We start from the raw sequence: 18675 nt of genomic DNA, 5'->3' as shown, positions 1-18675 counted from the left end.
TCCGCATCAGTTGGAACCTGTGCCGCTGCCGTCTTCCTGCGTGAGCGCGGCGCTGGCTTCGGGCAGGGCGATGGTGCTGCCGAACACGGCCAGCAGCAGGGGCCGGAAGGCGAGCGCGCGCACGCGCACCCGCACGAGGGGCGAGACGTCCGGCCCGGCGGGGTCTCCGGCGTAGCCGAGGCCGACGTTCTCATAATCAATGAACACATGACCGGGCCGGATGTCCGGCAGGACGGCATTCATGCGGGCCACAACGCGCTGGAAGGCGGCCGCGTCATACCCCCAGCCGGTACAGCCGCCGGCGCTGCACGTAGTGGCGGAAAACGCCGATACCGGCACAGGCTCCCCGCTGGGGACGCCATGCGCTGCGGCAAAATCCCGGTGGGCCAGATCCGCCGGCACCATGTCCGTGACGACGGCAAGGCGCACGCCCATCTGGGCGGCTTTTTCCGCCCGGTTGACGACCCAGAGCAGCCGTCCGGCGTCGATGATGCCGAGCAGCAGCACAAGCAGCAGCGGCACCACCAGTGCGAATTCGGCAGCGGTTGCGCCGGAGCGGCAGCGGACGAGCCGCGCCCAGGGAGATGCCCGGCTCACCGGCCCATCACCGCGGACTGGGCCTGCGCCCGCACGTGCAAGGATGGCACGCGCAGGCCGAGACCGGCGAGGAGCGGCACGTAAGGAATGCTGGCCGAGACGGTGACGACCGCAGCGCCTTGCGGATGTTGCGCATAAAGGCCGGACCATGGACCCGGCGTGCAGGTGATGGTGATCTCGATGCCGGTGTCCGTCGTCCAATAGCCGAGGCGAGGCGCACCGCTGGCAGAGACGTTGCCGAAGCGCACGAGGCTGCGGACCTGAGCGGCTTTCCCCAAGGCAGGCGGGCCACCGCACGGCATCTCCGACACAGGCTGACGGGCCGCGAAACGGGTACCGTCCCGCACGGCGGAGATGAGAATATGCTCGCCCAGAAAATAGCGGCCGAGCTCGATCGCGCCGAACAGAAGCGCCGTCAGGAAGGGCAGCAGCAGCGCCAGCTCCACGGCAGCGCTGCCGGAGCGGGAGGCGCACAGACGGGAGAAGAGGAAGCGGACGGGCGGGCTCATGGCGCTACTCGATGAGATACGGCACGTCGCGGCGCACGACCTGCGCGCCGCCTCCGCCGCCTGCCATGCGGGTGGGACCGATGACTTCGACGTACACCTGATCTGCCGTGGTGCGGGCAGCGTTGCCGTCATCCCGGCGCAGGTAGGAGGGCTCCACCAGAAAAATGTCGAGCCATGCCTCCACCCTGACGTTGGCGGTGCGCCCGTTGATACCCTGTTCGATGCAGTTGACCACCGCCAGCGACGTTACCCGCCGGTCTGGATGCGCGGGCGGCCCGACCGGGGTGCCGCAGACGGGCGCTGAATAGGCAGCGGCAGCGCCGCCGACGGCGCGCGGGCCAAGGCGGCCGGTGGCCAGCTCCCACTGGTAGACATCATGGCGCGTGGGGGACTGGAAGTTGGCAACGCCGTCTGCCCGCAAGCGGCTCTGCCAGTCCTGCGTCGAGGCCTGGCCGTGGTTGACGCGGAAATAGGCGTCCCGGTCCCACAGGCCGTCCCCCAGCCGGCCGCCGGGGCAATCGCCCTCCAGCGATACGGCGTGGCAGATATCGCGCGGGTGGCCGATGACGCTGATGGTGGCATCCTGCCGCGTGGCGGGACTGGGCCGGTAGTGGCCGGGGGCCTCCACCGGTCGCCAGCCTTGCTGGCCGCTGGAGTTGGGGTTGGAATTGAGACCGCAGCCACCATCGGCCCTTCGGACAAGATCCTTGACCGTGTTGTAGGCGGGCGGACAGCCAACGCCGTCGCAATTGGCGGCCCAGCCGTTCTCATAAATATCGAAGCGGGTATTTATGGCCGCTGAAATATCGGCCATGTTGCCAGGCGCGGTATCGACAGAGCTGGTGCGGATGCACTGGAAATGCGTGGTGGCCTTGCCGAACGCGTCCCGCAAATCACTTGCGCCCGGCCCGGCGCCCATATCCAGAAACCCGAAATTGCCGGGCGCCCAGGTGCCGCCGCTCCCGGCCGCTACTGCCAGCAGCCCCTTGCCGATGAGCGCCGAGGCATCGACGCTGCCGCCCCCGCCCGGGCTCTCATTGGGATTGCACATCATGAGCGGCGGCGCCTTGCAGATGGCGGAGGCAAGCCCTGCAAACGCGGTGCCGGTGATGTCTCCGGACCCCACCGCGCCAACGATGGGGGTCAGCGCATAGCGTGCCCGGCGCGCTTCCACCGAGACCTCGACAAACCGGGCGGTGTCATCGCCCGCCGCTGCCACGGCCTTCTGTGGATCCTGATAGAAGCGGATGCGGCCCGTCGCATCACACGCAGTTTCATGCGCGACGGCAATGGCCGGAGCGCCGCCGTCATTGGCGAAGAGCGCGTGGTTCCGCACCATGGTGCCGGCAGCATTGGCGGCGCGCTGGCAGGCTCCGGGCCGGCCGTCGAGCTGGGTGGCGGCGGCAAGGGCGGCGTGATCCGCCGCGTTCTGCAGCTCGGTGTCCAGACTGGCGAGGCGGGCATAATCGAACGCCAGCCCGCCGACGGCGATGAGCGCGGCCAGCGACAGGGCAAGCGTGGGCGCAACCGCCCCGGCCCGGCAGCGGGCAAGCGCATGAACCGCAGCGGGGAGTGCCTGCGCCATGTCAGAGCCGCTCCCCGGTGCTGCGGCCCGCAGGGCTGCCCGTTGTCTGGATGGTCTGGGGCGGCTTGACCGTGCCGGTGCGATACCGCTCCTGCGCGGCGGCGGCGCGCGCTCCCGATCCGCCCTCGATGGGCTGTCCCGCATGGCTCGGGCTGGGATCAATGACGTGCAGCGCCACGTTGTGCCGCACGGCGGCGCCGAGCCCTGCATCCTTCGGCGCACAGGAGGAGGCGGCGAGCCCGGCCAGCAACAGGCAAAGGCCGAACGCTTTTTCTGGCGCCAGCCGCGCTCCCTTAGCGGTTGTTTGCATCAAGGCCGTCCTTTCCCGGATTTTGTTGCGTGGCGTCGATGCGGCCGTTCAGGAACAGGTCAAGCTCGGCCGGAGGGGTGACGCGCTCTGTGGGCAGGGCGACTTTGTCCGGCGCTGTTGGTTTGACCAGGCGCGGCGTCACCACGATGACCAGTTCGGTCTCCTGCTTCTGAAAGCCGCTGGAGCGGAACAGCGCGCCCAGAATGGGAATGGAGCCGAGCACGGGAAACTGGCGGACGGTGTCCTTGAAATCATTGCGGATGAGCCCGGCAATGGCGAAGGACTGGCCGTCCCGCAGCTCCAGCGTGGTTTGGGCGCGGCGGGTTTGCAGGCCCGGGATCGTCAGGCCGCTGATGCGGATGGAGGCGTTGGGGTCGATGGAGCTGACCTCGGGCGCGACCACCAGATTGATGACGCCGTCTTCCAGAACGGTGGGCGTGAAGCCGAGGCTGACGCCGAACGGCTTGAACTCGACGGTGATGGAGGAGGAGCCTTTGCTGTCCGCCCCGCCGAGGCCGTTCTGCGCGACGGGCACGGGAAATTCCCCGCCTGCAAGAAAGGATGCGGTTTCACCGGACAGCGCCACCAGATTGGGCTCCGCCAGCGTGGTCAGGATGCCCTTGCGCTCCAGCGCATCGAGCACCGTTGTGATGTTCAGGCTGCCGATGTCGAACGACGCGCCGACAATGCCGAAGGTGTCGAGTATACCGCTCAGGTCCACGATCGGTCGGCCAGCCTCGTCGGTCAGCAGGGTGGTGCCGATGGCGTTCGATCCGGTGCCGCCGAAGAAATTTCCGCTGTCGCTGATGAAGGCGTTGTTGATGCCGATTTCCTTGGCCAGCGTGCGCACCATTTCAGAAATGCGCACCTCCAGCAGCACCTGCTGGGTTGCGCCGACCGAGAGCATGTTGACGACCTTGCCCGGGGCATAGGTTTCGGCGATCTGCACGGCGCGGGCCACGGCGGGCGCGGACGTCAGAACGCCGGTCAGCACCACGGATTCATTGGCGGCGCGCACGCTGATTTTCTCGGCCGGCATGAGATCGCCAAGCTGGCGGCGCAGGCCCGATACATCGGGCTCCACCACCAGATCGGCCACGGCGATCAGGGTCTTGTTGCGGTCATAGAGCGTCAGGTTGGTGGAGCCGGTGGCCTTGCCGAGGACGTAGAGCGACCTGTCGGTCAGCGGCATGAGGTCGGCAATTGCCGGGTTGCCGATGAGTGCCTGCGCATAGCTGCGCTCCACCGTCAGGATCTGGCTCTTGTTCAGCGGCACCGCGAACGCGCCGGCATGCAGGCCGGTCTCTGCCCGGACAGCGATACTGACACTGGCGGCGGGCCGGGCGGCGTCCGGAGACGGGCCCGCTCCGGCAGGAGCGATGCCGGCCGGCCCGGAAGCAAGAACCGCCAGCACGCAGGGCAGAATTCGGGAGAGGCTGCGTCTCGCCCTCAAGGGTGCAGTCTCCCCTCGCCGCTGAACCGGCCAACGGTGTAGCTGCGGGGCTGGAGCCCCCGCACGATGGTGACGGTGCGGCCGGGCGCAGGGGCGGAGCGCGAGCGGACACTGGGCAAGCCGCTGCCCGCCACGCCATCGCGCAGATCAGCAAGGCTGACCGTGCGGACGGCCTCGGGCGCGGCCGTGCCGGCGCGCATGCTGCGCAAGACAAGGCTGAGGCTGCCCACCTGCTGGGCCAGCGCCAGCTTCTGCGCGGCCAGTTGCGAGACCTCCAGCGTTGCCGTCTTGACGACGGCGGGCTTCTCGCGCGCCGCGTTCACATCCTGATCCAGCCCGATAACCGTGACGTTCTGAAGGAGCACATCCGTGACGCTGCGACCGTCTGTGCCGGGCGGCGCGTGGGTGACGAGCACGTCCACCCGGTCTCCCGGCAGAACGAGGCCGCCGACGCCCGCCACGTCATTCACCCGGATGGTGGCGGCGCGCATGGCCGGCGCGATCATGCCGGAGACGGAAAAGCGCCCGCCCTTGCCGGTGACGCGGGAGGCCAGAACGGGCTCGTTCACCCCCATTTCGCGTAGGGCGACCCTCGGCTCGGCCGCATCCACCAGATCCGCCGGAGACGTGAAGGCCCCGGCAGGCAGTGCGTTCAGCGGCCAGTCGATCTGCTTGACCAGCGCAGGCGTGATGGCCGTGCCGGCCGGAATGGGCGCGGCGGCCACCATGATCTTGGCAAGGCTTGCGACCGGCTGCGCCACTGCCGGGGCCGGAGCCGCCGGAGCCACAAGGCGCGAGGCCAGCAGCACCGCCAGCAGCCCGAGGAGGACGGCCGTTGAGAGAATGATCAGCGATTGCGCTCTTGGCATCCCGATGCTCCCGCAAGAACGCGCCTTGAATTGACGCCGGCACGCAGCCGGAGAAAAACATGAGCGGGCAAATTGGCGGGCCGGGCCTTGCCGGCTGACCCGCCGATGAACACGTGCGCAAACCGGGATCAGGTGCCGTCGCTGGCACCGGAAATCGTCAAGGCGGCGGTATCAAGCGCGCCGTCGATGGCGCTGCTGAGCGTGTTGGCGGCAACGGAAATACCCGCGCCGATCACGGCAAGGATCAGGGCGTATTCAGCGGCGGAAGCACCGGACTCATCACTCCAGAGAGATTTCAGAAAATTGATCATTGTTCGTGTCCTTCTGGCACGCCTCCGGAAACGGAGGGCGGATGAAAAGGCGACGCCCAAACTCGGCGAATTATCCGGTTGGCGACGTTCACCACTGCCCGGCCGCGTTTCGCCTTGGCCATGAAGAAGCATTTTTTGTGCCAGAAAATGCAGCAATGTTAATAGGTTAGAATAATCATTACGTTACTAGTTTTTAATTATGGATGATTATTTATTGCAAGTTAGAATTTGTAAAAAATACCGACCATAATTCAGATTTATCAATATGATTTTATTGATTTATTTTCCCAGGAAACAGCGCAAATAATTAAGTTCTCGCAGCCGGATTTATCGCACCGTGGCGGAGGGAAAATGATCCGCCTCTTCCTTTTTCGGCTCACGCAGGGAGGGGCGCAGGCGCGCAAGGCTGCACACGCCGGCCACCAGCGCCAGCCCGGCGGCAATGAGCGGGGGCGTGAGCGTTGCGCCGATGCCGACGGCCAGCAGCGCCGCCGCCAGCGTGGCCCCGCAGGTCTGGCCGAGCATGCGCGTGGTGGCGATCAACCCGCCAGCGGCGGCGGCCCGGTCAATGGGCGCGGAGCCGACCACCAGCCGGGCGTTGGGCGAGAGGAACATGGCAAAGCCTGCGCTGGAGAAGGCCATACGCCAGCCGATGTCGAACAGGCTCGGCTCCGCAGGCAAAAATGCCAGCGTGAGCAGGCCGCAGAAGGCGATGGCCATGCCGATGCTGCCCAGTATGCCGGCCGGGTAACGGTCTGACAGCCAGCCGGAGAGCGGGGCGACCAGCATCATGGTCAGCGGCCACGGCGCAATGACCGCGCCCACTTCCGAGGGAGTCATGCCGTACCCCATCTGCAGGCGGAACGGCAGGGTGACGAAAATGGTCATGGAGGCCAGAAACGCGGTGAACGCACCAAGGGTCGACAGGGCAAGCACTGGCTTGGCCAGCAGATCCACGGGCAGGATGGGCTTGGCCTCGCCCTGCTGGCGGCGTACAAAAACAGCGCCGATGGCGAGGCCCGCCAGAACGACGGCAATGGAGACGACCGGGCTGTCGCCATGCACGCCGCTTTCGATGCCGCCGATGATCAGGCCGAACATCAGGGCGCACAGCAGCGCGCTCAGAACGTCATAGGGCTCGAGGCGGCGGCCCACATCCGGCAGGGCCCGCCCGAACGCCAGACTGAGCAGGGCAAAGGGAACCGCGCTGGCGAACACCCACGGCCACGGCGCGACGGAGAGCACCAGTCCGCCGAGCGAGGGCGCCAGCGCCGCTGAAATGGAGACGACGACGGAGTTGATGCCCATCCCCCGCCCCAGCTGGTCCCGCGGGTAGATGGAGCGGATGAGCGCCGATGCCACGCTGAGCACCGCCGCCGCGCCGACGGCCTGCGCCGCGCGCACAATCAAAAGAAACGGCAGGCTCCCGGCGAAGAAGCAGAGTGCCGTTGCCACGGTGAAAACCAGCTGACCGATCTGGAACAGCCGCTTGAGGCCGATGCGCTCGCCAAGGCCGGAGAACGGCAGCAGCAGCATGACGAGAATGAGCTGATAAACGGTGACGACGCCGACGACGGAGGAGCTCTCCACGCCCAGATCCGCCGCGATGGTGGGCAACGCCACGGTTGCGATGGCGCCATCCAGCACCACCAGCGCCGTGCCGAACGAGATGGCGGCAATCGCCGCCAGGCGACGCGGCATGGGAAGACCGTCCTGCCGCTGGGAGCCCCTTGCCGTCCGCCCCGCCCCTCGCACGCCAGATGTGTCATCCCTACGCATCGCGCCACCACTCATGACAAATACCGCCCGTGCCCCAGAGTTTATGGCCGAAGCCTGCGGGGGCAAGCCGGCTGGGATTGCCTGTCCGCACAGCAGGTGTCGCGGCCTTGTGCCTGCGTCCCCTGCTCCGGACTGTTCGTTTCAGATCAGTGCGCCAGCACCAGCGGCACCGGGCAGCTTTTCAGCATGTCCCGCGTGACGCCGCCCAGCAGAAACTCGCGCGCCCTGCCATGACCGAACGCGCCCATGACCACATAGGAGGCGCGATAAATCCGCACCGCATCGATCAGCACTCCGCCGACGGAGCGATCCGTCAGGGGCAGCTCATAGACTTCCGAGCGGATGCCGTGACGGGCAAGATAGGCGGCGACCTGCTCTCCGCTGATGCCGGGCCGCTCTCCCTCCACCGTCACCACGACGACGCCGGCGGCGCATTTCAGCATCAAAAGGGCGTTGCGCAGCGCATGGGCGCAGGCCACGCTGCCATCCCACGCCACGAGCGCACTGCCGGCGGGCGTAAAAGCGCCCGGCTCCGCGGGTTTTGCGGGAACCGCCAGGATCGGCGGGCGGATGCGCAGCAGGAGATCGGCCGCGCCGGGCACGGTGCCATTCAGCCGCGACGGCTGCCGCTCGGCGCTGAGCACGACCAGATCAACGAGGCGGGCCTGCTCGGCGATGGTCTGGGTCAGATCGCCATCGAAACGGCGGTAATCCCAGCCGACGCCCGCCGGGGCGAAGCGCTCCCGTGCGGCGGCCTGGAGCCTGTCCTTGTAGCGCTCCATCTCCTCCGTGCGCTCGGCCAGCATGCGGGCCGTGCCGAACGAGCCGGTGGAAATGAGGGCATTGGGCGAGGTGACCTGAAGGCAGTGGATATGGCTGCCGCAGACATGGGCAAGCGCAAGCGCAACCTGGCAGCGCAGCTCGGTTGCCTGATCCTCGTCGATGAACACAAGGATGTCCATGTCGCCCGGCTCCTGAACCAACCTCCTGCCTGAACGCTTCCGGCGGATGGGAAGGCTCTCCCTGGCCTTCGCCGTGTCATCGCGGGAGCGCGTCGATTGTTCCGCACGGGAAAGCCCGCCGGGAGGCGTACAAGCCGGACGTGTTCAGGCGGGGCGCCGAAACGGAAGGGTGCCGGTCAGTCGCAGAACGAGGGGGCGTCGTCTTCCAGATCACCCGACACGATGGCGCGCAGGCGAGCCAGGTCGAGAATCTCGATCTGCTGCGTGCTGACGAGGCGAATGATCTTCTCCGCCTTCAGGCCGCTGAGCTCCCGGCTGACCGTCTCGATGCGCAGCCCGAGATAGTCGGCGATGTCGGTGCGGGACATGGGCAGCACCAGCACCTTGCCGTCGCCATTGCCGCACGGACCGGGGCAGTTGTGGCTGGCCAGCATCAGGAGGAACGAGGCCATACGCTCTGTGGCGGACTTGCGGCCCAGACGCAGCACCTGCTGGCGCGTGGCCGCAAGCTCGTGGGCCGCCAGAACGTAAAGACGGCGCTCCAGATGCGGGTGGGCCCCGGCGAAGGCGTGGAAGCGCGCGGCCGAGAACTGGCAGACCTGCACGGGCGTCACGGCCTCGGCGGAGAAGGCGTGGCCGTCCTCCAGCGTCAGGCCCAGAAAGTCACCCGGGAACAGGAAATCCGCCACCTGACGGCGACCGTCCGGCAGCATCTTGGTCAGGCGCAGGAGCCCCTCGGTGATGCTGTAGACGCTGCGGGCCGGGTCCCCCTCGAAGAACAGGGTGTCGCCCGGCTCCAGCCGCTGGGTCGAGCCGCTCTTGCGGAACGCCTGCAACTCGTCGCTCTCCAGCACGCCGCAGATGGCCACGGAGCGGGCGCCGCACTGGCTGCAGGGGTGTCCCTCGTCCAACGCCGGCGCGGGCGGGTCGAATTGAGCGGGGGGCTGCATGATCGACATAGTAAGGCACTGCCTGCTCTCACGCCGTAACGGCGCCGGTTTCGACATACGGCAGCAGCACTGGCCCCTCGATCCGGATCAGGGCAGACATGCGCAACACGATTTTGTTTCTTTTTATTATCGATCTTGCCGTTGCCCGTCTGTTCGGAACAACTGCCAGACGCTACTTCGCCGCTATTGTTCTGCTTTGCCTTGAACGGCTTAAAAAGGAAAGAAGCCCAAATGACGCAGCCGAGACGGCGCGCAGCCGCGCCTGATGACTGCCGGCCATGATCCAGATCAAAGCGCGGCATGGTTAACGCAGGTATGTGAGGCCGCAACAGGTTCAGGAGAGTCTCAAGACATGTCCGATGTTGTGATGCGTTACGCCGACCGATTGCTGCCCCGCTACACGAGCTACCCGACCGCGCCCCACTTCAAGGCGGAGATCGGCCCGCGCGACTATGCGGCGTGGCTGGCGGCCCTGCCCGATGGCGAGACGCTCTCGCTCTATTTCCACGTGCCGTTCTGCCGGAGCATGTGCTGGTATTGCGGCTGCCACACCACGGTGACGCGGCGGGACGAGCCCATTGCCCGCTACCTGCGGGCGCTGAATGCGGAGATCGACCTGATCGCAGGATACTTGCGCGGCAAGCGCACGGTCTCGCACATCCATTTCGGCGGCGGCACGCCGACCCTGATGCGGCCGGAGCAGTTCCTCGACCTGATGGCGCACGTGCGCGAGCGCTTCTCCCTTGCACCGGATGCGGAAATCGCCATCGAGATCGACCCGCGCACCCTGACGTCGGAGATGTGCGCCGCGCTGGCCGAGGGCGGCGTCACCCGCGCCAGCCTTGGCGTGCAGAGCTTCGACTCCCGCGTGCAGACCGCCATCAACCGGGTGCAGACCTTCGAGCAGACCCGTGACGCCGCCCACAACCTGCGCCGGGCGGGCATTCTGGCGCTGAACATGGACCTGCTCTATGGCCTGCCGGACCAGACCGTGCTCTCCTGCATCGAGACGGCTCAGAAGGTGCTGGAGCTGGCGCCGGATCGGCTGGCCGTGTTCGGCTACGCCCACGTGCCGGGCTTCAAGCCGCACCAGCGCAAGATCGCGGACGCGAGCCTGCCCGACGGCGAGACGCGCCACATGCAGGCCGAATATATTGCCGCCGTGCTGCAGACGGCGGGGTACCAGCGCATCGGCCTTGACCATTACGCCCGCCCCTCCGACCCGCTGGCGGTGGCCGCCCGCACCGGCACGCTGCACCGGAATTTTCAGGGGTACACGACCGACGACGCCTCGGCGCTGATCGGCCTTGGCGCGTCTTCCATCGGCCGCGTGCCCGGCGGGTTCGTCCAGAATGCGGTGACCATCGGCGACTATCTGAAAGCCATCGAGAGCGGCAGCCCCGCCACCATCAAGGGCTATGCGCTCAGCCAGGAAGACCGGCTGCGCGCCGCCATCATCGAGCGGGTGATGTGCGATTATACGGTGGATCTGGAGACCGTGTGCAAGCGGTTCGACGTGAGCCCGGACGAGGTTCTGGCCCGCTCGACGCCGATGCTGGACACGCTGGTGGCGGACGGCATCGCCGAGCGCAGCCGCTATACCATTCGCGTGCAGAACAGGGCCCGGCCGCTGGTGCGCGCGGTGGCGGCGGCGTTCGACCAGTATCTGGGCCAAGGACAGGGGCAGGGCCAGAAACAGGGACAGCCCCGGCACGCCCGCGCGGTGTGACGGCGCTCAGACCCTGAGCGCGGGCGGCGCGGGCGAGGTCAGCCCCTCGTGCCGCGCCAGCGTTTCGGATGCCTGCCGGCGCTGCACCGCACATTCCTGCGCCAGATAATCCAGCAGGGCGCGCACGGAGGGCAGCAGCCCGCGCCGCGATGGGAAAACCGCGTGAATGAGCCCGGCGCGCGGCCGCCAGTCCGGCAGGGCATGGACGAGCCTGCCCGCCTCCACGTCCTGCCAGATCATCATGGTGGGCAGCTGCACGATGCCGACGCCGGCAAGTGCCGCCTCGCGCAAGCTGGCCATGTCGTCCGTTACCAGGCGCGGCCGATGGGGCACGACGGCGCTCTGGCCGTCCGGGTGCATGAGCTGCCAGGCATGGTCGCGCCGGGCGGGGCCGAGATCGAGACTGGGCAGGCCGGCAAGATCAGCCGGGGACAAGAGCGGAGCAGACAGGAGCGCGGGACTGGCGACGAGGCACTGGGTGCTCTGGTCGAGCTGGCGCATGACGAGGTCAGTCGGCTCCAGCGGCGGGAAACGCACCCGAATGGCCAAGTCCAGCCCCTCGGCGATGACATCCACCCGGCGGTTGGTGGCCTCCAGATGCACCTCGACCGCCGGGTTCTCCAGCATGAAGCGGCTGATGAGCGCCCCGAACTGGAAGGCGAGCAGCGCAACGGGACAGCTCATCCGAATGACGCCGCGCGGCTCTGCCTTGGCTTGCGCGATCAGCTGCTCGGCGGCCTCCGCCTCCACCAGCATGGCAACGCAGCGCTCGTAGAATTCCCGCCCGATTTCGGTGACAGCGAACCGGCGTGAGGAGCGGTTCAGGAGGCGCACGCCCAGTCGCTCCTCCAGCGCCAAAATGCGACGGCTGAGCTTGGATTTCTGCATGTCCAGCGCGCGGGCAGCTGCCGAGAACCCGCCGTGGTCGACGACAGCGACGAAGTAGGAGAGGTCGTTCAGATCCTTCATTGTTCTATTGATAGGACGATGCGTCGCTTTCCGCAATCTTCTGGCGGCGGCGTTGCAGTGTTACCTCATGTGCAACACGGAACCGCCGCAAACGAGCGGTGACGCAGGAGACGAACCATGAGCAAGACGGTTACGCACAAGAAGGTTCTGGGCCGTTTCGGAAATGACCGCAGCCACTGGGTGGGCGATGGGTTTCCGGTGCGCTCGCTCTTTTCCTACAACTCCCTCGGGCAGCATATCAGCCCGTTCCTGCTGCTGGACTATGCCGGGCCACGGTATTTCGATCCGACCGAGGACCGGCGCGGCGTCGGCCAGCACCCGCACCGCGGGTTCGAGACCGTGACCATTGTGTACGACGGCGAGGTCGAGCACCGGGATTCGGCCGGCAACGGCGGCGTCATCGGCCCGGGCGACGTGCAGTGGATGACGGCGGCAGGCGGCATTCTGCACGAGGAATACCACTCTCCCGCCTTTGCCAAGACCGGCGGCCCGTTCCGCATGGTGCAGCTGTGGGTCAACCTGCCCGCCAAGGACAAGATGGCCCCGGCCGGGTATCAGGGCATCACCTCGGCGGATATCCCGGTCATGGACCTGGCCGACGGCGCAGGCACGGCGCGCATCATCGCCGGGGAACTGGCGGGGACAAAAGGCCCGGCCCGCACCTTCACGCCGATCAACGTATGGGACGTGCGGCTGGTGCGCGATGCGGATGCGGCGCTTGCGCTGCCCGATGGGCACACCGCCCTTCTGGTGGTGCTGAGCGGGCATGTGACGGTTGCCGGAGACGACGGCGCGGCACAGGATGCAGGCGAGGCCGAAGTGCTGCTGCTCAGCCGCGAGGGATCCGGGCTTGCCCTTCATGCAGACGGCGACACCACCCTGCTGGTGCTGACTGGCGAGCCGATCGACGAGCCCATTGCCGGCTACGGCCCGTTCGTGATGAACAGCGAGGATGAAATTCGTCAGGCCGTTGACGACTTCAACAACGGGCGGTTCGCAATGACCGCCGCATAACCGGCAAGGCCCGGCGCTTCCCCCAGCGGGACGCCGGGCTGCCTCCCTTCTTTTGAGAAATTCAGTCAACGGGACGGCCCTGCCTGCCTCGTCCGTCACTGCCCAGGATGCGTTTTGGGCAGAACCCTTCCGTGCGGGCAAAATCAAAGGAGAAGACGACCATGACCAAACCCTATGTCCGCCTCGACAAGGACAACGCTGCCGTTCTGCTGGTGGACCACCAGGCGGGGCTGCTGTCACTGGTGCGGGATTTCGACCCGGACAAGTTCAAGAACAACGTGCTGGCGCTGGGCAATCTGGCGAAGTATTTCAACCTGCCGACCATCCTTACCACCAGCTTCGAGACCGGCCCGAACGGCCCGCTGGTGCCCGAGCTGAAGGCACAGTTTCCGGACGCGCCCTATATTGCCCGCCCCGGCCAGATCAACGCCTGGGACAACGAGGACTTCGTGGCGGCGGTGAAGGCAACGGGCAGGAAACAGCTGATCATCGCAGGCGTGGTGACGGAAGTGTGCGTGGCGTTCCCGGCGCTTTCCGCCCTTGAGGAAGGCTATGACGTGTTCGTGGTGACCGACGCCTCCGGCACTTTCAACGACGTGACCCGCCATTCGGCATGGGGCCGGATGACAGCCGCCGGTGCGCAGCTGATGACCTGGTTCGGCGTTGCCTGCGAGCTGCACCGGGACTGGCGCAATGACATCAAGGGTCTGGGCGCGCTGTTCTCAGGCCATATTCCGGATTATCGCAACCTTATTACCAGCTACGCAACGCTGACTGCGGCCAAGGAAGGCTGAGCCAATCAACCCCGGCGGCGCTCACGCAAAACACAGGCGTGGGCGCAGCCGGCCATGCCGCCTTCAGGCTGGCGCTCGCCCTCGACCGGCACCTGCTCCAGCCCGTTCGGCGTGCAGATGAGCGACATGTCCTGAGCGCTGGCGGGTGCCGGCCCCAGCGCCAGCATGAGCGCGGCGGCAAGCGCCAGCAGCGCCGAAGGGCGGGCATCGAGCGCATCCAGAAAAGAGGCGGCAGTGGTGCCGCCGCCGGGCAGGCAACAGGGCGGCAGCGTTGCACCGCGCGGCTTTGCTCTTCTGGCTGGACGATCACTCATGCCCCTTTTTATCCGGCGTGATTTTTTCCTGCCTTGAGCCAGATCAATTCCCTGGCCGCAACGGGTGCTAAAGTGGCGTTGTCAGATTCGCAACGGACTGGCACCGCGCCGCTTCAGCCCGCTATGGCGCAAAAACTTCAGCGCGGGGCATCCCAAGGGAAGCCCCGCGCCTTTTCTTTTCCAGATCCGGATTTTTTATTGCGGCGTGCCAGGCCGGTCATCATCGCTTGCCAGAATGCGCAGGGCCGCGCCGTCAGGATCTTCATACTGGCGCGAGCGCAAGGTCCACATGAACGCGGCCAGCCACAACAGGCCGAAGGCCAGCGCGATGGCGATGAGAAGCGGAAGCCCGGTCATGCTCTGTTGCCTTTCATGCTCTTTCTTCTTTTACACACAGGTGCAGGCGCAGCGCGTTGCCAATGACGATGATGGACGAGGCCGACATGGAAATGGCGGCGACCAGCGGCGTGACGTACCCGAGCATGGCCAGCGGCACGGCGATGACGTTGTAGCCGATGGCGATGGCGATGTTCTGGCGCACCAGACGCCGGGCGTGGCGGGCAACCGAAATGGCGGCGGGGACAGCGGCGAGCCCCTCGCCCAGGAAGACGAAATCCGCTGCCGCCTGCCCCACGTCGCTGGCGCTGGAGGGGGCCATGGACGCGTGACCCGCTGCCAGTGCCGGGCCGTCATTCAGGCCATCGCCCACCACCAGCACGGTCGCGCCGCTTTGCTGGCGCACCTTGATGGCATCCACCTTCTGCGACGGCGAACATTCGCCCTGCCACTCATCGATGTCGACCTCGCCCGCCACGCGCCCGGCAACCGCGGCGCGGTCGCCTGACAGCATGGCAACGCTGAGCCCCAACTCCTTGAGGCGCGCGATGGCTGCGGGCGCATCACTGCGCACCTGATCCCGGAGGGCGATGTGCACGGGCTGGAGGCCGGGGCGGACAAAGGCGATTTCCGGGCCGTCAGCGCTCGGGCCTGCGCCCGCCCCGATCCAGTCCGCCCGGCCGAGGCGAATGACGCCGCCCCGCCAGTCCGCCTCCAGACCGCTCCCGGCAATTTCCCGCACCTGTGTGATGGCCGCGGGCTCAGTGCCCTGCCGCTTCAATTCCTGCACCAAGGCACGGGAGAGCGGATGGGTGCTGCGGGCGGCAAGCGCAAGCGCCAGCGCGCGATCTTGGTGTGACAGGGGAATATCGCCCACCACCTGCGGCTGGCCGAGGGTGATGGTGCCGGTCTTGTCCAGCACCGCCGTGTCTGCCTCCGCAAGCCGTTCGAGCGCCGAGCCGTCCTTCACCAGAACACCGCGGCGCATCAGGAGCGTGGAGGCCAGCACCTGCACGGCAGGCACGGCCAGACCCAGCGCGCACGGACAGGTGATGATGAGCACGGCAACCGCCGTCATCACCGCCGGGTGCCAGTCTCCGCCGAAAATCCACCACACAAGGCCGGTGGCCGCAGCTAAAATATGCACGCCCGGCGCGTAGTAGCGCGACACCCGGTCGGCCAGCCGTACATAGGAGGCGCGGCCTTGCTCGGCCGCTTCCATGAGGCGGACAAGATCGGCCATGAAGGTGCTCTGGCCAACGGCGGTGGCGCGCACGGTCAGGACCGCGTCCAGCGCCAGCGTGCCCGCCAGCACCGTGTCCCCCTCGCCCGCCGTCTCCGGCACGCTCTCGCCCGTCACCAGCGAGCGGTCGAGCATGGCCGAACCCTGGCTGACGATGCCATCCACCGGCACGCGCTCACCCGCCGCCACGACGACGCTCATGCCCGGCGTGATGTCTGCGATGGGGCGATATTCGGTGGCTCCACCGTCCAGCAGCACGGTTGCGCCGCGCGGCATCTGCTTCAGCAACTGGGCGACGCTGGCGCGGGCGCGATCGCGCATCACGCTGTCGAGCGTGCGGCCGATGAGCAGGAAGAACAGGAGCGAGACCGCGCCGTCGAAATAGGCGTGCGGCCCGCTGTTGAGGGTTTCATACAGGCTAATGAGCGTGGTGATGATGACGCCGATGGCGATGGGCACGTCCATGTTGGCGCGGCCGTGGCGCAGGGCGCCCCAGGCGGATTTGAAGAAGGGCCGCCCGGCATAGGCGATTGTGGGCAACGCAATGAGCGCCGAGATGGCGTGGAACAGATCGCGCGTGGCCGCCTCCGCCCCCGACCACACGGAAATCGAGAGCAGCATGATGTTCATGGAGGCAAAGCCTGCCACCGCCATATAGCGGATGAGGTTCTGGGTTGCGGTCTTGCCCTCGCTCGCGCTCATGTCTTCCGGGGCGAAGGGGCGCGTCTCGAACCCGAGGTCTTCGACAGCCTGTATGATCTTCTCGGGCGAGAGCGCCTTGCCCTCCCAGTCGACGCCAAGGCGACGCGTCGAGAAATTGACCCGCGCCTGTCTGACTCCCGGCAGGGCCCGCACCGCCCGCTCGATGCGGCTGATACAGTTGGCGCAGTGAATGCCCGGCACATGCAGGTCGATATGGCGCAGGCCATCACTCTCGGTGGTCCAGAGATCAAGCGCGCCGGTTGCCACCGCACTCATGACGCTGCTCCTTCACGCACGAACAGGCGCTCCCGCAGCACCACGACCTCGCCCGCCTTTTCCAGATGAATATTCGCATCCCACTGGCCGCGGAAGACATCGGTCAGGGCCACGTAACGGCCGGGGGCGGCCTCGTGCAGGTCAACCCAGCGGGCCTCGCTCGCCCGGAACGGGTGGATGAGGTGGACGCGCACGCTTGCCCCGGCAAGGGATGCGCCTTCCTTGTCTGCGGCGGAGACGACCAGCCGGCCGCCCCTCACCTCGGCCCTGGCGCTCCAGCCGATTTTCTCCTGCGCCTTGGCCCGCTCCACCCAGCCGGCAAATTCATGGTTGGCGACATAGCCGTTGGCGATCACCGCGCCGGAGAAGGTGCGGCTTGCCAGTGTCGCCATGGTGAAGTTCACGCCCGCCACCACGGCGAACATGCCAACGAGCATGAGGGCAAGGCGGCGGCCGGTAAACGGGCGGGGGTGCGGGCGGGTCATCATGGCGTCACCTCTGGATCGTTATTTCTGGGGGCCGTCGAAATGGGTTGCGTGTTCCACCACCGCGCCCTCCCCGGCGCGGGCGATGAAGCGGATGTCCGCCTTGCTGCCGGACAGGCTTTTTGCTGGCACGCGCACGTAAATGCGGCGGCTCTCGGTCTGGTCCGGCCCGACCGGAATGCTCAGCGTCTCGGCGGCGGCGGCTTCGGTGGTGTAGGAGTCCCACATCAGGGCGCCCGCGGGGCCCTCGAGCGTCAGGGTGAAGGTGCGCGGGCGCGGCTCCATGTTCAGCAGCTTGATGGTGTAGCCGTTGCGGATGGAGCCGTCCGAGAGCTGCACATAAAGCGGGTTGCGCTGACGGCTGACGGACAGGTCCAGCCGCTCGCGCGTCAGCAATGTGGCCAGCATGGCGATGCCGATGAGCGCCCAGACGCCGGTGTAGAGCACGGTGCGCGGACGAACGACGGATTTCCATTTGGGCGGCAGGCTTTCACCTGCCGCCTCAAGCCGGTCCCGCTTTTCCGTGGTGTAGTCGATGAGGCCGCGCGGGCGGCCGATCTTGTCCATGATGCCGTTGCAGGCATCGATGCACAGCGCACAGGTGATGCACTCCAGCTGCGGGCCATTGCGGATGTCGATACCGGTGGGGCACACGGCAACGCAGGCGTTGCAGTCGATGCAGTCGCCGACCTTGGCACCGGCCTTGCCGCCTTCCTGCACTGCCTTCTTGGTGCCGCGCGTGCGCGGCTCGCCGCGCCACTGCTTGTAGGTGACGACAAGCGAATTCTCATCGAGCATGGCGGACTGGATGCGCGGCCACGGGCACATGTAGGTGCACACCTGCTCGCGCAGCAGGCCGCCGAAAATGTAGGTTGTGGCGGTCAGCACGCCGACGGTGGCGTAGGCGACGCTCGGCGCATCTCCGGTCAGCATGTCACGCACCAGCGAGGGTGCGTCCGCAAAATAGAGAATGAAGAAGCCGCCGGTCGCGACCGAGATGAAAAGCCAGCTCAGGTGCACGGCCGCCCGCTTCAGGATTTTCGTAAAGCGCCACGGCGCGCGGTCCAGCTTGATGCGCGCGTTGCGGTCTCCCTCGATCCAGCGCTCGACCGCCTGAAACAAGTCCGTCCACACCGTTTGCGGGCAGGCATAGCCGCACCAGGCGCGCCCGACGGTGGAGGTGATGAGGAACAGGCCGACACCCGCCATCACCAGGAGGCCCGCCACGTAATAGAATTCCTGCGGCCAGATTTCGATGGGGCCGAAATAGAAGCGCCGGCGCGCCAGATCGAGCAGCAGGAACTGGTTCGGCGCATACTCGCCCTGCTCCCAGCGCAGCCACGGCAGGATGTAGTAAACCATGAGTGCAAAAGTGAGGATGCCCCACTTCAGCTTGCGGTAGGCCCCCTGCACAGACTGGGGATACACCTTCACCCGCCCTTTGAAGAGGCGGGAGGCGGGCGCGCCGGTTGAGGCGGCGGACGAGAG

At 66.9% G+C, this 18675-nt stretch carries 20 protein-coding genes; 4 read left to right on the top strand and 16 right to left on the bottom strand.

Annotation, left to right across the window (positions count from 1 at the left end):
* Window positions 1-6: 6 nt before the first annotated feature.
* The 10 genes from VIG90_RS01530 to VIG90_RS01485 all read right to left on the bottom strand — a co-directional run bounded on the left by VIG90_RS01530 (window position 7) and on the right by VIG90_RS01485 (window position 9334).
* A complete protein-coding gene (locus VIG90_RS01530; RefSeq protein ID WP_331591649.1) occupies window positions 7-597 on the bottom strand; it encodes a TadE/TadG family type IV pilus assembly protein in 591 nt (196 codons plus the stop codon).
* Window positions 594-1106 (bottom strand): TadE/TadG family type IV pilus assembly protein, encoded by a 513-nt coding sequence (locus VIG90_RS01525; protein ID WP_331591648.1) that lies wholly within the window; start codon window positions 1104-1106, stop codon window positions 594-596. Before VIG90_RS01525 ends, VIG90_RS01530 begins: the two co-directional genes overlap by 4 nt.
* 4 nt (window positions 1107-1110) lie before the next feature.
* Complete coding sequence (locus VIG90_RS01520; RefSeq protein ID WP_331591647.1) at window positions 1111-2691, bottom strand: pilus assembly protein TadG-related protein; 1581 nt, start codon at window positions 2689-2691, stop codon at window positions 1111-1113.
* Between the two features lies 1 nt (window position 2692).
* Window positions 2693-3001 (bottom strand): hypothetical protein, encoded by a 309-nt coding sequence (locus VIG90_RS01515; RefSeq protein ID WP_331591646.1) that lies wholly within the window; start codon window positions 2999-3001, stop codon window positions 2693-2695.
* Window positions 2985-4454, bottom strand: coding sequence for a type II and III secretion system protein family protein (locus VIG90_RS01510; protein ID WP_331591645.1), 1470 nt, complete (start codon window positions 4452-4454; stop codon window positions 2985-2987). Before VIG90_RS01510 ends, VIG90_RS01515 begins: the two co-directional genes overlap by 17 nt.
* Window positions 4451-5323 carry a Flp pilus assembly protein CpaB gene (gene cpaB / locus VIG90_RS01505; RefSeq protein ID WP_331591644.1) on the bottom strand — a complete coding sequence of 291 codons (873 nt, stop codon included), beginning with the start codon at window positions 5321-5323 and terminating at the stop codon, window positions 4451-4453. The genes VIG90_RS01510 and cpaB overlap by 4 nt, the downstream gene beginning before the upstream one ends.
* A 128-nt stretch (window positions 5324-5451) precedes the next feature.
* Window positions 5452-5634: a Flp family type IVb pilin gene (locus VIG90_RS01500; RefSeq protein ID WP_331591643.1), complete on the bottom strand. Its 183-nt coding sequence runs from the start codon at window positions 5632-5634 to the stop codon at window positions 5452-5454.
* 327 nt (window positions 5635-5961) lie between these two features.
* The gene (locus tag VIG90_RS01495) at window positions 5962-7335 is read right to left on the bottom strand and encodes an MFS transporter (RefSeq protein WP_331591642.1); all 1374 of its coding nucleotides are present in this window, start codon (window positions 7333-7335) and stop codon (window positions 5962-5964) included.
* Between the two features lie 224 nt (window positions 7336-7559).
* Window positions 7560-8375, bottom strand: a complete 816-nt coding sequence (locus tag VIG90_RS01490; RefSeq protein ID WP_331591641.1) for a universal stress protein — start codon at window positions 8373-8375, stop codon at window positions 7560-7562.
* 176 nt (window positions 8376-8551) lie between these two features.
* Window positions 8552-9334: a Crp/Fnr family transcriptional regulator gene (locus tag VIG90_RS01485; protein WP_331591640.1), complete on the bottom strand. Its 783-nt coding sequence runs from the start codon at window positions 9332-9334 to the stop codon at window positions 8552-8554.
* Window positions 9335-9423: 89 nt separating this feature from the next.
* Between VIG90_RS01485 and VIG90_RS01480 the strand changes: the two genes are divergently transcribed.
* Both VIG90_RS01480 and hemN read left to right on the top strand, forming a co-directional pair.
* Window positions 9424-9591, top strand: a complete 168-nt coding sequence (locus tag VIG90_RS01480; protein ID WP_331591639.1) for a hypothetical protein — start codon at window positions 9424-9426, stop codon at window positions 9589-9591.
* An 86-nt stretch (window positions 9592-9677) separates the two neighbouring features.
* The gene (hemN, locus tag VIG90_RS01475; protein ID WP_331591638.1) at window positions 9678-11054 is read left to right on the top strand and encodes an oxygen-independent coproporphyrinogen III oxidase; all 1377 of its coding nucleotides are present in this window, start codon (window positions 9678-9680) and stop codon (window positions 11052-11054) included.
* A gap of 6 nt (window positions 11055-11060) precedes the next feature.
* Here hemN and VIG90_RS01470 read toward each other — a convergent pair whose 3' ends face one another.
* Window positions 11061-12023, bottom strand: a complete 963-nt coding sequence (locus VIG90_RS01470; protein ID WP_331591637.1) for a LysR substrate-binding domain-containing protein — start codon at window positions 12021-12023, stop codon at window positions 11061-11063.
* 117 nt (window positions 12024-12140) lie between these two features.
* On the opposite strand from VIG90_RS01470, the gene VIG90_RS01465 reads away from it, so the two are divergent.
* Together VIG90_RS01465 and ycaC are read left to right on the top strand one after the other, a co-directional pair.
* On the top strand, window positions 12141-13037 hold the full coding sequence (locus tag VIG90_RS01465) for a pirin family protein (RefSeq protein ID WP_331591636.1): 897 nt from the start codon (window positions 12141-12143) through the stop codon (window positions 13035-13037).
* A gap of 161 nt (window positions 13038-13198) precedes the next feature.
* Window positions 13199-13831 (top strand): isochorismate family cysteine hydrolase YcaC, encoded by a 633-nt coding sequence (gene ycaC, locus VIG90_RS01460; protein WP_331591635.1) that lies wholly within the window; start codon window positions 13199-13201, stop codon window positions 13829-13831.
* A 5-nt stretch (window positions 13832-13836) separates the two neighbouring features.
* Here ycaC and VIG90_RS01455 read toward each other — a convergent pair whose 3' ends face one another.
* From VIG90_RS01455 to ccoG, 5 genes are all read right to left on the bottom strand, one after another.
* The gene (locus tag VIG90_RS01455; protein ID WP_331591634.1) at window positions 13837-14145 is read right to left on the bottom strand and encodes a hypothetical protein; all 309 of its coding nucleotides are present in this window, start codon (window positions 14143-14145) and stop codon (window positions 13837-13839) included.
* A gap of 195 nt (window positions 14146-14340) precedes the next feature.
* Window positions 14341-14502, bottom strand: coding sequence for a cbb3-type cytochrome oxidase assembly protein CcoS (ccoS, locus tag VIG90_RS01450; protein ID WP_331591633.1), 162 nt, complete (start codon window positions 14500-14502; stop codon window positions 14341-14343).
* Between the two features lie 13 nt (window positions 14503-14515).
* Window positions 14516-16702 carry a heavy metal translocating P-type ATPase gene (locus VIG90_RS01445; RefSeq protein WP_331591632.1) on the bottom strand — a complete coding sequence of 729 codons (2187 nt, stop codon included), beginning with the start codon at window positions 16700-16702 and terminating at the stop codon, window positions 14516-14518.
* Window positions 16699-17190, bottom strand: coding sequence for a FixH family protein (locus tag VIG90_RS01440; RefSeq protein ID WP_331591631.1), 492 nt, complete (start codon window positions 17188-17190; stop codon window positions 16699-16701). Before VIG90_RS01440 ends, VIG90_RS01445 begins: the two co-directional genes overlap by 4 nt.
* Window positions 17191-17208: 18 nt before the next feature.
* A partial coding sequence (gene ccoG, locus VIG90_RS01435) for a cytochrome c oxidase accessory protein CcoG (protein ID WP_331591630.1) occupies window positions 17209-18675 on the bottom strand: 1467 nt, incomplete at its 5' end.

This window comes from Pedomonas sp., assembly GCF_036515995.1.
Classification (GTDB): domain Bacteria; phylum Pseudomonadota; class Alphaproteobacteria; order Sphingomonadales; family Sphingomonadaceae; genus Pedomonas.
The sequence above is the reverse complement of the archived record's forward strand: the minus strand, read 5'-3'. Positions and strand labels throughout refer to the sequence as shown.

Coding starts and splice junctions, on each gene's coding strand:
- cpaB (WP_331591644.1), bottom strand. CDS start 5,323: ATGCCAAGAGCGCAATCGCTGATCATTCTCTCAACGGCCGTCCTCCTC.
- VIG90_RS01455 (WP_331591634.1), bottom strand. CDS start 14,145: ATGAGTGATCGTCCAGCCAGAAGAGCAAAGCCGCGCGGTGCAACGCTG.
- VIG90_RS01480 (WP_331591639.1), top strand. CDS start 9,424: ATGCGCAACACGATTTTGTTTCTTTTTATTATCGATCTTGCCGTTGCC.
- VIG90_RS01525 (WP_331591648.1), bottom strand. CDS start 1,106: ATGAGCCCGCCCGTCCGCTTCCTCTTCTCCCGTCTGTGCGCCTCCCGC.
- hemN (WP_331591638.1), top strand. CDS start 9,678: ATGTCCGATGTTGTGATGCGTTACGCCGACCGATTGCTGCCCCGCTAC.
- VIG90_RS01485 (WP_331591640.1), bottom strand. CDS start 9,334: ATGTCGATCATGCAGCCCCCCGCTCAATTCGACCCGCCCGCGCCGGCG.
- VIG90_RS01440 (WP_331591631.1), bottom strand. CDS start 17,190: ATGATGACCCGCCCGCACCCCCGCCCGTTTACCGGCCGCCGCCTTGCC.
- VIG90_RS01495 (WP_331591642.1), bottom strand. CDS start 7,335: ATGCCGCGTCGCCTGGCGGCGATTGCCGCCATCTCGTTCGGCACGGCG.
- VIG90_RS01520 (WP_331591647.1), bottom strand. CDS start 2,691: ATGGCGCAGGCACTCCCCGCTGCGGTTCATGCGCTTGCCCGCTGCCGG.
- VIG90_RS01490 (WP_331591641.1), bottom strand. CDS start 8,375: ATGGACATCCTTGTGTTCATCGACGAGGATCAGGCAACCGAGCTGCGC.
- VIG90_RS01445 (WP_331591632.1), bottom strand. CDS start 16,702: ATGAGTGCGGTGGCAACCGGCGCGCTTGATCTCTGGACCACCGAGAGT.
- VIG90_RS01470 (WP_331591637.1), bottom strand. CDS start 12,023: ATGAAGGATCTGAACGACCTCTCCTACTTCGTCGCTGTCGTCGACCAC.
- VIG90_RS01500 (WP_331591643.1), bottom strand. CDS start 5,634: ATGATCAATTTTCTGAAATCTCTCTGGAGTGATGAGTCCGGTGCTTCC.
- ccoS (WP_331591633.1), bottom strand. CDS start 14,502: ATGACCGGGCTTCCGCTTCTCATCGCCATCGCGCTGGCCTTCGGCCTG.
- VIG90_RS01465 (WP_331591636.1), top strand. CDS start 12,141: ATGAGCAAGACGGTTACGCACAAGAAGGTTCTGGGCCGTTTCGGAAAT.
- VIG90_RS01515 (WP_331591646.1), bottom strand. CDS start 3,001: ATGCAAACAACCGCTAAGGGAGCGCGGCTGGCGCCAGAAAAAGCGTTC.
- ycaC (WP_331591635.1), top strand. CDS start 13,199: ATGACCAAACCCTATGTCCGCCTCGACAAGGACAACGCTGCCGTTCTG.